This is a genomic window from Saccharopolyspora hirsuta (assembly GCF_008630535.1).
In the GTDB taxonomy this organism is placed as follows: domain Bacteria; phylum Actinomycetota; class Actinomycetes; order Mycobacteriales; family Pseudonocardiaceae; genus Saccharopolyspora; species Saccharopolyspora hirsuta.
On the sequence record NZ_VWPH01000005.1, the window covers coordinates 193,462 to 206,449 of the forward strand.

11 protein-coding genes are annotated in these 12,988 nt (G+C 72.6%); 1 reads left to right on the plus strand and 10 read right to left on the minus strand.

Annotated elements, in window-relative coordinates; translation table 11 throughout:
* Positions 1-254: 254 nt before the first annotated feature.
* The 8 genes from F1721_RS11795 to F1721_RS11830 all read right to left on the minus strand — a co-directional run bounded on the left by F1721_RS11795 (position 255) and on the right by F1721_RS11830 (position 10,159).
* Positions 255-2,582 carry an ABC transporter permease gene (locus tag F1721_RS11795; RefSeq protein WP_150066665.1) on the minus strand — a complete coding sequence of 776 codons (2,328 nt, stop codon included), beginning with the start codon at positions 2,580-2,582 and terminating at the stop codon, positions 255-257.
* Entirely contained in the window at positions 2,579-3,259 is a 681-nt protein-coding gene (locus tag F1721_RS11800; RefSeq protein WP_150066666.1) for an ABC transporter ATP-binding protein, read from the minus strand. Before F1721_RS11800 ends, F1721_RS11795 begins: the two co-directional genes overlap by 4 nt.
* Positions 3,256-3,780 (minus strand): PadR family transcriptional regulator, encoded by a 525-nt coding sequence (locus tag F1721_RS11805; RefSeq protein WP_150066667.1) that lies wholly within the window; start codon positions 3,778-3,780, stop codon positions 3,256-3,258. Before F1721_RS11805 ends, F1721_RS11800 begins: the two co-directional genes overlap by 4 nt.
* A gap of 66 nt (positions 3,781-3,846) precedes the next feature.
* The gene (gene nrfD / locus F1721_RS11810) at positions 3,847-4,713 is read right to left on the minus strand and encodes an NrfD/PsrC family molybdoenzyme membrane anchor subunit (protein ID WP_246154701.1); all 867 of its coding nucleotides are present in this window, start codon (positions 4,711-4,713) and stop codon (positions 3,847-3,849) included.
* A complete protein-coding gene (locus F1721_RS11815; RefSeq protein WP_150066668.1) occupies positions 4,710-5,570 on the minus strand; it encodes a 4Fe-4S dicluster domain-containing protein in 861 nt (286 codons plus the stop codon). The genes nrfD and F1721_RS11815 overlap by 4 nt, the downstream gene beginning before the upstream one ends.
* Before the next feature lie 5 nt (positions 5,571-5,575).
* Entirely contained in the window at positions 5,576-8,842 is a 3,267-nt protein-coding gene (fdh, locus tag F1721_RS11820) for a formate dehydrogenase (RefSeq protein ID WP_150066669.1), read from the minus strand.
* Between the two features lie 63 nt (positions 8,843-8,905).
* Positions 8,906-9,532, minus strand: coding sequence for a pyridoxamine 5'-phosphate oxidase family protein (locus tag F1721_RS11825; protein ID WP_150066670.1), 627 nt, complete (start codon positions 9,530-9,532; stop codon positions 8,906-8,908).
* A gap of 90 nt (positions 9,533-9,622) precedes the next feature.
* Positions 9,623-10,159, minus strand: coding sequence for a PadR family transcriptional regulator (locus tag F1721_RS11830; RefSeq protein ID WP_150066671.1), 537 nt, complete (start codon positions 10,157-10,159; stop codon positions 9,623-9,625).
* Positions 10,160-10,270: 111 nt separating this feature from the next.
* Between F1721_RS11830 and F1721_RS11835 the strand changes: the two genes are divergently transcribed.
* Positions 10,271-11,065 carry an alpha/beta fold hydrolase gene (locus tag F1721_RS11835; protein ID WP_150066672.1) on the plus strand — a complete coding sequence of 265 codons (795 nt, stop codon included), beginning with the start codon at positions 10,271-10,273 and terminating at the stop codon, positions 11,063-11,065.
* On the opposite strand, the gene F1721_RS11840 is transcribed toward F1721_RS11835, so the two are convergent.
* Both F1721_RS11840 and F1721_RS11845 read right to left on the minus strand, forming a co-directional pair.
* Positions 11,054-12,103, minus strand: coding sequence for a PDR/VanB family oxidoreductase (locus tag F1721_RS11840; protein ID WP_150066673.1), 1,050 nt, complete (start codon positions 12,101-12,103; stop codon positions 11,054-11,056). The two genes, F1721_RS11835 and F1721_RS11840, sit on opposite strands and share 12 nt — an antisense overlap.
* The gene (locus tag F1721_RS11845; RefSeq protein ID WP_150066674.1) at positions 12,103-12,984 is read right to left on the minus strand and encodes a metal-dependent hydrolase; all 882 of its coding nucleotides are present in this window, start codon (positions 12,982-12,984) and stop codon (positions 12,103-12,105) included. The genes F1721_RS11840 and F1721_RS11845 overlap by 1 nt, the downstream gene beginning before the upstream one ends.
* Positions 12,985-12,988: the final 4 nt, after the last annotated feature.

Sequence of the window (12,988 nt, forward strand, 5' to 3'; positions counted from 1 at the left end):
GCACGCTAAAAACTCAAAACCGATCACCCAGGGTGAGACATGGCCCACGACTCACCCGATCTAGCGAGTACTGAGCGCGATCAGGCATGTCCGATCAGTTCCGACGACGACGAAAAGGCCGCGAGCCCTCCAGGACCCACGGCCTTTCCTGCCCTCCGGTTCGTGCACCGATGCCGGATTTTGTTTTGGTCAGCACTGAAGTTATGAACAGCACCGACGATCGAAGTCGCGGACAACCGCGGGCCCGCGCCGGATCACTCCGTGCGGAGCCCCTCCGGGCGGGTGGCCCGGCGCGCAGCCGGGAGGCTGAGCGCGGTGACCACCACGACCGCGATCGCCGCGAAGGCCAACAGCCCGAGCATCCCGGGCACGTCGAAGGCGATCTCGTCCTCCTGCGAGATCACCACCACCAGCACCCCCATCAGCAGGCCGGTGACCGCGGCGAGCGCGGTGGCCACGAGCATCGGGACGGCGTTCTGCAGCAGCAGCGACCACGCCATCGTCCGGCGCGGCACCCCGACCGCGCCCAGCACCGCCAGCGGCCGCCGCCGCTCCTGGATCTGCTCGGCGGCCGAGACGAACAGGCTGCACCCGATCAGCGCGAACACCACCAGCGCCCCGGCGAGCAGGGCCAGCCGCGTGGCGGCCAGCACCGCGTCGCGCTCCTGGTCCGGTCGGGTGCGCACGGTGCCGTGATCGCCGCTGGTCATCGGTTCGACCAGGTGTGCTGCCGCCACGTTGCGGACGTGCTCGACGACCTCCGGCGGGGCTGCCGGGTCGAGCTGGAGCTGGATCCGGACCCGGCGCGTGCTGTCCGGGATCCCGGTCGCCGCGGCAGGGGTGACGTACAGCTCGACCTCGCCGTCCCGCGCGACGGGGTTGGCCGGTCGCACGGCGCCGGGAACCGTCCAGGACACCGGCTGCCCGGTGGTCGGCCGGTCCGTCGCGCCGTAATAGCTGTCGAGCAGCTGCAGCGTCGCACCGGCGACGTGCTCCCCGCCCGGTTGCGGGGTCGTGGCGAAGACGTCCCCGTCGGCGCAGTCGGTCACCACGGCCAGCGCGGCTATCTGCGCGCAGTCCGCGATGTGCACGGTCCAGTACGAGTCGGGGTCAGAGTTGCCGTAGCTGAGGAGTTCCGCCGAGCGCACGTCGACCCCGGGCAGCGCCTGCAGCTCGCGCACCGACTGCTGCACCGCCGCCGGGTCCTCCGGGAGCCCGGCGTCGACCAGCACCGAGCCGGTGGCGAAGTCCCGCCCCAGCACGCGTTCACCGGCCGAAGCGCCCACCGATGCGACGAGCGTCTGCAGCGCGATCACCCCGGTCACCACCACCGCGATGGCGCTGACCGATCGGGCGGCGGTCCCGCTGGTCATCTGGAGCCGCCGGACCGCGAGCTGCCACGCCGTGGAGCCACCGCCGAGCCGTCCCGCGATCCGCTCCACGCACCACGGAAGCAGCAGCGGGACACCGGCCAGGACCAGCACGACCGACACGAGGAAGACGCGGAGCGCGGACGTGCCGCCGACGCCCTCCAGGCCGATGACCACCAGCCCCAGGAGCCCGGCCACCACCGGCACCAGCCGCCAGGCCAGCTTCCGCGGCCGCGCCGAGGTCCGGCGGGCGACCTGCAGCGGCTGGACGATGCTGCGCCGCAGGGAGGCCGTGGTGACCAGCGCCGCCAGCGCCGGGATGCCGAGCGTGATCAGCAGCGCTAGCGACCAGACCGGCCGGACATCGGAGCTGAAGATCGTGAGGTCGGCCGTGCCGACGTGCTCGACGACCGGTTTCACCAGCGCGAACAGCACCCAGCCGAGGGCCACGCCGAGCACCGCTCCGGCCAGGGCCTCGCCCACCGCCATCCGGCGCACCTGGCGGCCGGTGGCGCCGACCAGGCGCATCGCCGCCAACCGGCGCTGCCGGGCGGCTTCGGCGAGCCGCGCGGTGGCCGCGACGTAGACCACGATCGGCACCAGCAGCGCCGCCATGCTCAGCAGCAGGATCAGCTGGGAGTTGGTGTCCAGCTGCGCGTCGACCTGCCCGGTCTCCCCGAAGTGGTGGAACACGGCGTTGACCTGGTCGCTGAGCGGCGACAGCGAGTCGCTGCCGACGTAGAAGAACAGCTCACCGGGGCCGGTCAAGCCGTCCTGCCCGATGACGCCCACGACCTCCCCCGGGAGCCGCGGTCGCAGCAGCTCGCCGACCGGGCTCTGCAGCAGCTCCTGCAGCTTCGGGGAGACCACCATCTCGCCGGGTTCGGGATTGCGCGTCAGCCCCGGTGCCACCGGGGCGTCCCCGCGCATGTTCCGCAGCTGCAGGCCTCGGACGGACGAGTCCCCGAACTGCAGCACGTCGCTGTTCGCCACCAGCACGCCCGCACCAGGGGAATCCGCGGCGGCGACCGGGTTGCGCAGGTTCTCCCGCTCGATCCGCGCGGCGTGGACGTTGGGCACCGTCGCCGCGCCCAGCAGCACCGCGACGCCGAGCCCGATGCCCACCGCGGTCACCACGAGCCGCCCCCAGGGCCGGTGGCCGGTGAACGCCAGCCGGAAGCCGAAGGCCAGGTCCTGCAACCAGTTCGTCATCGCGCCACCTCGGCCAGCTCGGTGCTGCCGTCGCGGAGGACGACCTCGCGGTCCGCGTACGCCGCGACCCGCGCTTCGTGGGTCACCAGCAGCACCGCGGCGCCGGTGTCCCGCGCGGCGCGGCTGAGCAGACCCATCACCTGCTCGCCGCCGACCGAGTCCAGCGCGCCGGTGGGTTCGTCGGCGAAGACCACCGCGGGCTCGGCCACCAGCGCTCGGGCCAGCGCGGCGCGCTGGCCCTGACCACCGGAGATGTCGCCGGGGCGGGAACCGGCGACACCGGCGATGCCCAGCTCGTCCAGCCACGAGTCGGCCCTGGCCTCGGCCTCCCGGCGCTTGGTCCCGGCCAGCCGCAGCGGCAGGGCCACGTTCTCCCGCACGGTCAGCTCGGGCACCAGCTGGCCGAACTGGAACACGAAGCCGAACTCCGCGCAGCGCAGCGAGCTGCGCTCGTCGTCGGACAGCGCGGTCAGGTCGGTGCCCCGGTACCGGACGCTGCCGGAGTCGGGCAGCCGGATGCCGGCCAGGCAGTGCAGCAGCGTCGACTTGCCGGATCCGGACGCGCCCATCACCGCGACCACCTCCCCCGCGTCGATCGACAGCGCGGCGCCGCGCAGGGCCGGGGTGGGCCCGAACGACAGGTGCAGGTCCACACCGGACAGCAGCGGTTCGGTCACTGGGAGACCTCCTGGGTGAGCGGTTCGAGTCGGGTCACGGCGAGTTCCAGCCAGCGCAGGTCGGCCTCCAGGTGGAACAGCGCGAAGTCGTGGACCAGCTGCTCGCCCGGTTCGGCTTCGGTCTTGCGGCGGGTCAGCTCGCGCATCCGCGCGAGGTGCGCGCTGCGCTGGCGGTCGAGCACGGCCGTGGCGTCGCGGCCGGAGCGGACCGCGAGGACGATCTTGGTGTAGAGGGTGTTGTGCAGTTCCGCGACGGGCTTCTCCGGGGTGCTCAGCCACTCCTCCAACCGCTCGCGGCCGGACTCGGTGATCGAGTAGCGCTTGCGGTCGGGCCCGTCCCCGGACTCCACCCCGTCGACCTCCACCAGGCCGTCGCGCAGCAACCGGGACAACGTCGAGTAGACCTGGCCGTAGGCCAGCGACTTGGCGTGCCCGAAGTTGGCGTCGTACGCCCGCTTGAGGTCGTATCCGTAACCGGGGCCGCTCTCCAGCAGCCCCAGCATGGTGAGACCGATCGACATGCGGCGAACTATACACTCGATGTATATACCCGGTGTATAGATCTCCGGAAGGACTGAATGCGCAGGTCAGGAGGCGCGTTGCGGGAGCACGGTGTAGCGCGGGTCGCGGGCCGAGGCACGCCCGGCTTCGAAGATCCCGTAACGGGTGGCCGCTGCGGCGGCGTTCAAGCAGAGCCCCGCGGCGGTGCGCGCCAGCCCGCTCCGGCCGGACAGCGCGGCGGCGCCCAGGCCGATGCAGGTCAGCGTCCGCGCCGTCCGCAGCACCGCACCGGCCCTCCCCTGCCGGTAGACCTCGCCGACCAGTCCCGCGCGGCGGTGCATCCGGCGAGCCGCCGCCAGTTCCAGCACCGCACCCGCGATCGCCATCCGCCGCGCCGGTCCGGACTCCTCCGGCGCGGCGAGCATGCCGCACGCCCCGGCGCTGGACACCGCGCTTCCGGCGAAGACGAAGGGCAGCTCCCGGTAGGCCTCGTGCCAGCCCGGCACCGCCGTGTCGGCCAGCAGCACCGCGGTGTAGGTGGTCATGGCGGGTGCGATCAGCCCGGCAGCGGTCGCCGCAGCACGCCCCGCACCGGGGAGCACACCGGTCAGCTCGCTGGCCGCGGCCGCGCCGGACAGCGCCGAGAACGGGGCCAGGATCCAGGAACCGACGCTCAGCGGCGAGGTCGGCTTGAGCACGCGCAGCATGTTCAGGAACCGCGCCGGGCGCCCCAGGTCGTGGACCAGCGCCCCGACGCTGGCGGTCGCTCCCGCCGCAGCGGCCAGGCGACCGGCGCGCGCGAGGCGGGCCCGGCCGGTGGCCTCCGCCAGCACCGCCATCGTCGACGAAGCTCCGGCGACCCCGCCCAGGTAGAGGTAGAGCGGCACGTCCGGCACCTTCCACACCGGCGGCTTGAGCACCGGGCGCCCGTAGTAGGACTCGGCTCCGGTCACCGCTTCCTCCCCGCGAAGCAGCCCGCGATCAACGCCGCCGCGGTCAGCGCGGCGCCCGCCGCGTGCCGCCACATCGACGGCAGGTCCCGCGTGGTCACCACCGGGTCGGGCGGCAGCCCGTAGACCTCCGGTTCGTCCAGCAGCAGGAAGAAGGCCCCGGTGCCGCCGACCCCGTCCTCGGGGTCCTGACCGTAGAGCCGGGCGCTGGTGATCCCCTGCTCGTGCAGCTCGGACACGCGGCGCTCGGCGCGCTCGCGCAGCTCGTCGAGCGGTCCGTACTGGATCGACTCCGTCGGGCACGCGGTCGCGCAGGCGGGCATCAGCCCGGCGCCGAGCCGGTCCTGGCACATCGTGCACTTGGCCGCGCCACCGGTGTCGGGCCGGACGTCGATCACCCCGTACGGGCAGGCGGGCACGCAGTAGCCGCAGCCGTTGCACACGTCGTCCTGGACGAGCACGGTGCCGTACTCGGTGCGGATCAGCGCCCCGGTCGGGCAGACGTCCAGGCACGCGGCGTGCGTGCAGTGCTTGCAGACGTCCGAGGACATCAGCCAGCGCACCTGGTCGCCGCCCATGCCCGGCATCCCCAGATCCACAGTGGACGACGACTGCTCGACGAAGGCGACGTGCCGCCAGGTCGTGGCGCCCAGCGCGCCGGTGTTGTCGTAGGACATGCCGGTGAGGTCGAGGCCGTCCTCTGGCAGCAGGTTCCACTCCTTGCAGGCGACCTCGCACGCCTTGCACCCGATGCACACGCTGGTGTCGGTGAAGAACCCGACGCGCTCGGGGTGGTCGGCCGGGTATCCGGCCTCCCCCGCCGGGTCGGGCAGCGGTCCGCTCAACCGGTTCCGGACCACGGGGCTCACCTCCCTCCGAGTTCCGGGTCGTCGGCGTGCTCCACGCCGGTGCGCTCGGTGATGCCCGCCCGCCTGCGGTAGTCCTCGACGCAGCGGAGCAGCGCCGCACCCCGCGGCCGCCGCCCCGGCCGGACGTCGCAGGCGCCCGCCTTGGTCTCCATGATGTGCACGTTGGGGTCCAGCGCCACGTTGATCAGCTCGTTCGCGGCGTCCCCGGTGGTCAGCCCGTTCGGGCCCCAGTGCCACGGGATGCCGACCTGGTGCACCGTGCGCTCGCCCAGCTGCAGCGGCCGCATCCGGGCGGTGACCAGCACGCGGCCCTCGATGGCGTTGCGGGCGGTGATCACGGTCGCCCAGTCCAGGTGCCGCAGCCCGCGCTCGGCCGCCAGCTCCGGGGAGACCTCCAGGAACATCGCGGGGGCGAGCTCGGACAGGTGCGCCAGCCACCGGCTCATGCCGCCCGCGGTGTGGTGCTCGGTGAGCCGGAACGTGGTGAACACGTACGGGAACACCGCGCTGCCCGGCTCCGCCCCGCTGGGCTGGTAGCGGTTCTCCGGCCGGGAGAGCACCTGGCGCGCCGGGTTGCGCTGCTGCTCGGGGTGCACGCGGTTGGCCACCGGCGATTCCTGCGGTTCGTAGTGCGCGGGCAGCGGGCCGTCGACCAGCCCGGCCGGGACGTAGAGCCAGCCGCGGCCGTCGCTCTGCATGATGAACGGCTCGGTGCCCGCGATGCCCTCCGGTCCAGTGGCCTCCGGGTCGGGCACGAAGTCCGGGCGCTTGGTGCGGTCGAAGTCGGGGATGTCGTGCCCGGTCCACTCGCCGCGCTGCGCGTCCCACCAGACGTAGGCCTTGCGGTCGCTCCACGGTCGGCCGTCCGGGTCCGCCGACGCGCGGTTGTAGAGCAGCCGCCGGTTGGCTGGCCAGGCCCAGCCCCACTCCGGCGCGACCCACGACTGCTCCCGGCCCGGTCGGCGGCGCGCCGCCTGGTTGACGCCGTCGGCGAAGACGCCGCAGTAGATCCAGCAGCCGCAGCGGGTGGAGCCGTCCGCGCGCAGCTGGGTGTAGGACGACAGCGGTGCTCCGTCGGGACCCGAGCCGTTGATCTCCGCCAGCACGGCCGCCGCGCTCGGCTCCTCGATCTCGCCCTCGGTCGGGTAGTCCCAGGTCAGCTCCCGCAGCGGGCGGTCGCGCTCGGTGTCCTGCGCCTTCTGCTGCAGCCGCCGCCCCAGGTGGTAGAAGAACCACAGGTCGCTGCGCTGGTCGTCGGCCGGTTCGACGGCCTTGTGGTGCCACTGCAGCAGCCGCTGGGTGTTGGTGAAGGTGCCGTCCTTCTCGGTGTGCGCGGCCGCGGGCAGGAAGAAGACCTCGGTGCCGATGTCCTCGGTGCGCAGCTCGCCGGTCTCGATCTCCGGGCCGTCCTGCCAGAAGGTGGCCGTCTCGACGAGGTTGAGGTCGCGCACCACCAGCCAGTCCAGGTTGGCCAGGCCCAGCCGCTGCTGGCGGGCGTTGGCGGTGCCCACCGCCGGGTTCTCCCCGATCACGAAGTAGCCCCGGCAGCGGCCCTCGATCTGGTCGATCACCGTCTGGAAGGTGCCGTGGTCACCGGTCAGCCTGGGCAGCCGGTCGAAGCAGAAGTCGTTGTCGGCGGTGGCGTGCTCGCCCCACCACGCCTTGAGCAGGCTGACCAGGTAGGCGCGCATGTTGGCCCAGTAGCCGCAGGCCTGCTCGTCCGGTGCGACGAAGGAGTCCACGTCGAAGTCGGCGTCGGCGTGCGGCATCGGCAGGTAGCCGGGCAGCAGGTTGAACAGCGTCGGGATGTCGGTGGAGCCCTGGATGCTGGCGTGCCCGCGCAGCGCCAGGATCCCCCCGCCGGGACGGCCGATGTTGCCCAGCAGCAGCTGGAGGATCGACGCGGCGCGGATGTACTGCACGCCGACGGTGTGGTGGGTCCAGCCGACCGAGTAGACCACCGCCGTGGTGCGGTCCCGGCCGGAGTTGGCCACCAGCTGGTCGGCGACCCACTGGAAGTCCTCGCGCGGCACCCCGCAGACCTCCTCCACCAGCTCCGGCGTGTAGCGAGCGTAATGCCGCTTGAGCAGCTGGAACACGCAGCGCGGGTGCTGCAGCGTCGGATCGGTGCTGGCCCGGCCGTGGTAGACCGGCCCGCCGGAACCGGTGCGCTCGGGGCGGCTGGCGTCGCGCTCCCGGCCGTGCGGCTTGGTCGGGACCTCCGGGCCGTGGCCGCCGACCGACGGCACCGCGGTGCTGCCCTCGTACTGCCAGCTGGTCGTGTCGTAGCTGCCGACCTCGGCGTCGAACCCGGAGAAGACGCCGTCGAGGTCCTCGGTGTCGCGGAAGTCCTCGCCGACGATCATCGCCGCGTTGGTGTAGGCGACGACGTAGTCGTGGAAGTAGGCGTCGGTGCTCAGCACGTGGTTGATCAGCGCGCCGAGGAACGCGATGTCGCTGCCCGCGCGCAGCGGGACGTGCCGGTGCGCCAGCGCCGAGGTGCGGGTGAACCGCGGGTCGACGTGGATGACGGTGGCGCCGCGCCGCTTGGCCTCCACCACCCACTGGAAGCCGACCGGGTGCGCTTCGGCCATGTTGGACCCCTGGATGAGGATGCAGTCGGCGTTGACGAGGTCCTGCTGGAAGGTGGTGGCGCCGCCGCGCCCGAAGGAGGTGCCCAGACCGGGCACCGTGGAGGAGTGTCAAATGCGCGCCTGGTTCTCCACCTGGATCGCGCCGAGAGCGGTGTAGAGCTTCTTCATGAGGTAGTTCTCCTCGTTGTCGAGGGTCGCTCCTCCGAGGCTCGCGATGCCCGTGGTGCGGCGCAGCGGACGCCCGTCGGCGGTGGCGTCCTGCCAGGTGGCGGCCCGGGTGGCCAGCACCCGGTCGGCGATCATGTCCAGCGCGGTGTCCAGGTCGAGGTCCTCCCACCCGGTGCCGTGCGGGCGTCGGTAGCGGACCTTGCGCTGCCGCAGCGGGGAGGTGACCAGCTCCCGGCTGGCCGAGCCCTTCGGGCACAACCGGCCGCGGCTGATCGGCGAATCGGGGTCGCCTTCGATCTGGGTGACCGCGCCGTCCTGCACGAAGACGCGCTGCCCGCAGCCGACCGCGCAGTACGGGCACACCGAGCGGACCACCGCATCGGCGTACTCGGTGCGGGCCCGCCGGGCGTCGGTGCGCCTCGAACGGGCCGCCGGGCCCCTGCCCAGCGGATCCGCACCGGTCAGCTGCCGGAGCACCGGCCAGCCGAGCCACTCGGCCATCGGATCCCCTCCCTGCACGCGTGCTACCAGGAGAAACCCGACGGCCGAAGGCTGCAAGCCGGGTCAGTAGAGGTGGTTGGCGTACTCGTCGCCGTAGTAGCGCTCCAGCTCGGCCAGTGACTCGTCCGGACGTTCCATGAGCTTGGCGATCTGCGGCCGGGAGGGCACCGCGTCCGGCTGCCAGGTCTCGGGCTTCCACAGCCCGGAGCGCAGGAACGCCTTGGCGCAGTGGTGGAAGATCTCCTCGATCTCGACCACCACCGCCAGCACCGGGCGGTGCCCCTTGACGACCATGTCGTCGAAGAACGGCGCGTCGCGCACCAGCCGGGCTCGGCCGTTGATGCGCAGGGTGTCACCGCGTCCGGGGAGGAAGTAGACGAGCCCGACGTGCGGGTTCGCCAGGATGTTGCGGAAGCCGTCGGCGCGCCGGTTGCCCGGGCGCTCCGGGATCGCGATCGTGGTGTCGTCGAGCACCAGGGTGAACCCGGCCGGGTCGCCCTTCGGCGAGACGTCGCAGGATCCGTCCGCGCCGGCGGTCGCGATCAGGCAGAACGGTGAAGCGGCCAGCCACTGCCGGTCGATCCCGTGCAGCGCGGGGCGCGCCTTGTCCCGCACCCTCTGCAGCGGTTCGCCGATGACGTCCCGCAGCTCCGCCTCCGAGGTGACCTCCACGAGTCCGGCGAGTTCCACGAATCCTCCCGAGATCGACAGCACCTCGACACTACGCCCGACGGGGTGCGTCGTCGCGTGATTTTCGGTCACTCCGCCGCCGCGCGGGAGTCAGCCCCCGGCTTCCTGCTCGAGCTCGGCGAGGGTCTTGCGCAACCACGCCGCATCCGCGCGGCTGGTGGCCGCAGCGATGGTGAGCATGCCCCTGCGGAACCGGTCGGTCATGTCAGCGGCGCGGAGGGGCCGCCCGTCCTCGTAGAAGTAGCTGGCCGGCTGCTCCATGAAGGCCAGCCTGCGGCGCAGCACGCGCGCCTGGTCGGCCGGGTCGGGCAGCGCGCCCAGGAACGCCAGCAGCACCAGGAACGAGTTGCGGTCGGTGATCTCGACCTCCGCCGGTTCGCGCAACCGGCGGAGGAACTCCTCCCGCCCGCTGTCGGTCAGCGACAGCACCTGCCGCGGCACCGCCGACTTGCCCGGCGCCTCGTGCCGGGACACGTGCCCGGCCTTGCGCAACCGGTTGATCGCCGGGTAGAGCGCGCCGTCGCTGACCGGGCGCACGTGGCCGCTCAGACCGGAGATCCGGGTCCGCAAGTCGTAGGCGTGCAGCGGTTCCTCGGCGAGGAACCCCAAGATCGACAGCGTCAGCAAGCGCGTTCTCCCTGTCGTCCGGCGCGGTTCGGCGGCACCACGATAACTCGCTACCTCGAATCGAGATACCTCTGTTAGAGTCTGCGCCGTTCGGAGATCAGGAGGTCACCCGTGCCCGACACCCAGTTCCTCACCACCCCGGCCGGAATGCGGCTCGCGTACGTCGATTCCGGCGGCCCCGGCCGCCCCGTCCTCGCACTGCACGGCGCCTACGGGCGCAGCCGGACGTTCCTCCGGCTCGCCGACACCCTCGGCCCGCGCTGGCGGATCATCGCGGTCGACCAGCGCTGCCACGGCAGGTCCGATCGCAGCGACGACGTCAGCCGCGAGGCGTTCGTCGCCGATGCGGCCGCGGTCGTCGAACAGCTGGGGCTGGCACCAGCCGTGGTGCTCGGGCACTCGCTCGGCGGGATCAACGCCTACCAGCTCGCAGCACGGCGGCCCGAGCTCGTCGCCGCAGCGGTCGTGGTCGACGTCGGCGCCGAACTCGCGGTGCCCGACGACCACTCGCTGGACGACTTGCCCGACCGGTTCCCCAACCTGCAAAGCATGCGCACCGCGCTCGAACCCCTCGTGGAAGCACCGGAGTACTTCCTGGAAAGCGCTGTCGAGGACGACCGCGGCTGGTTCTTCCGGTGGCGCGCGGCCGACATCAGCGAGATCAAGCGCCAGGTGCGCGGCACGTGGTGGCCGGACTGGACCGGCAGCTCACAACCCGTGCTGCTGCTGCGCGGCGCGGACAGCCCGGTGATCGGCCCGGAACTGGCCGAGCGGATGACCCGCAGCCGCGCCAACACCGAGCTGGTGTCGATCGCCGGCGCCGGGCACGACGCCCACCTCACCCACTACCCGGAATTCGCCGCGGCGGTCGGCGACTTCCTCGACCGGGTCGGCTCAGAGGTCTAGGACCACGCGGCCGGCGGACCGGGACACGCAGATCGCCATGTGGTCGTCCGCCGCCCGCGCCCGGTGATCCACCGCGCCGTCGAGGACCCGGACGTGGCAGGTGCCGCAGAAGCCCTGGCGGCACGAGTAGGACACCTGCGGCAGGACCTCGGTGATGGCTTCCAGCGCCGTGCGGTCCGCCGGGACCTCGACCGTGCGCCCGGTGCGGGCGAGTTCGACGGTGAACGGCTCGCCGTCGATGATCGGGGGCGCCGAGAACCGTTCCCAGTGCAGCGAATCCGCCGTGCTGCCGGGCAGGTCCAGCCGCACGCCGGTGATCATCGGGATCGGCCCGCAGCAGTACACCGCGGCCCCGGGCGGGGCGTGCTCGAGCAGTTCCGCGCCGGAGGCGGGGATGCCGAACTCGGTGTCCGGGCGGACCCACACCCGCTCCGGGTCCAGCTCGGCCAGCTCGTCGAGGAACGGCATCGATTCCCGCGACCGTCCGGTGTAGACGAACCGCCAGTCCGCGCCGCGCGCGGCCGCCGTGCGCACCATCGGCAGGATCGGCGTGATCCCGATGCCGCCCGCGATGAACAGGTACCGCTCCGCGGTGATGAACGGGAAGGCGTTGCGGGGCCCGCGGGCGGTGATCCGGCTGCCCGGCCGCAGTTCGTCGTGCACCTCGCGGGAGCCGCCCGCACCGTCGGCGAGTCGCCGCACCGCCACCCGGTAGTACCGCCGGTCGCCCGGTTCGCCGCACAACGAGTACTGGCGGGTGCGCCCCGACGGCAGCACGACGTCCAGGTGCGCGCCGGGCTGCCAGGCCGGGAGCAGCCCCTCTCCGACCAGGCGCAGGCTGACCACGTCGTCGGCTTCGGCCCGGACCTCGGCGACCTCCAGCGGGATGTCGCGGTCCACCGCCGCGATCGGCGGCCGGTTGCGGCGGCTGTTGCGCTGCAACCACTCCATGCCGGTGGCCATCTTGTCCAGCGCCCACAGGAAGCGGTCCGGTCCGCGACCGCTGAGCGCCCGGGGCACCGCGCGAGCTCCGGCCATCAGTGCTCCGCCGCCTGCGCGGCCGGGGACTTGGCCAGGTAGGCGATCGCCTGGCTCGTCGAGCCGTGCTGGGACGGGTGGTACCCGCGCCGGAAGTAGGACGGGACGGCGCGCAGCATCTGCCAGTAGCTGGGCGTCAGGCCGAGCCGCCCGGTGCGCAGCATGTCCCGCCAGCGCGGCTTGCGGCGACCGCGCAGCACCGGGTCGGCGGCCATCAGGTAGCGCACGCCGCGCACCCACAGCACGGCCAGCACCACCATCGCGATCACCATCGCGTGGCTGCGCCGCAGGTAGCTGCCGTCGACGTGCATGTACAGGTCGAAGGCCACCGAGCGGTGCTCGACCTCCTCCGCGCCGTGCCAGCGCAGCAGGTCGAGCATGGTCGGGTCGGCACCGGCCGCGTCCAGCCCCTTCGCGTCGAGCACCCACTGGCCGAGGAACGCCGTGTAGTGCTCGATGGCCGCGATCATCGCCAGCCGCTGCACCAGCCACGACTCGGCGCGGCGACCGCCGTAGGGCCGGTCGCCGAGGACCTTGCGGAACATCCAGGCGACCTGCTCGACGTAGGGCCGGGTGTCCATGCCGTGCGCGTCGAAGTGGTCCAGCACGCCCTGGTGGGATTCGGCGTGCATCGCCTCCTGCCCGATGAAGCCGCGCACGTCCTCCAGCAGCTGGTCGTCCCGGATCAGCGGCAGCGCCTGCTTGAAGACCTCGACGAACCAGCGCTCGCCCTCCGGCAGCACCAGGTGCAGGAAGTTGATCACGTGCGTGGCGAAGGGCTCGCCGGGGATCCAGTGCACCGGCAGCTGCGACCAGTCGAACTCCACGTCGCGGGCCTGCAGCGCGACGCGGTCCGGCTCACCGGGGTCGATGTGGGACATGGTC

Coding starts and splice junctions, on each gene's coding strand:
- F1721_RS11840 (WP_150066673.1), bottom strand. CDS start 12,103: ATGGCCGGAGCTCGCGCGGTGCCCCGGGCGCTCAGCGGTCGCGGACCG.
- F1721_RS11805 (WP_150066667.1), bottom strand. CDS start 3,780: ATGTCGATCGGTCTCACCATGCTGGGGCTGCTGGAGAGCGGCCCCGGT.
- F1721_RS11845 (WP_150066674.1), bottom strand. CDS start 12,984: ATGTCCCACATCGACCCCGGTGAGCCGGACCGCGTCGCGCTGCAGGCC.
- F1721_RS11795 (WP_150066665.1), bottom strand. CDS start 2,582: ATGACGAACTGGTTGCAGGACCTGGCCTTCGGCTTCCGGCTGGCGTTC.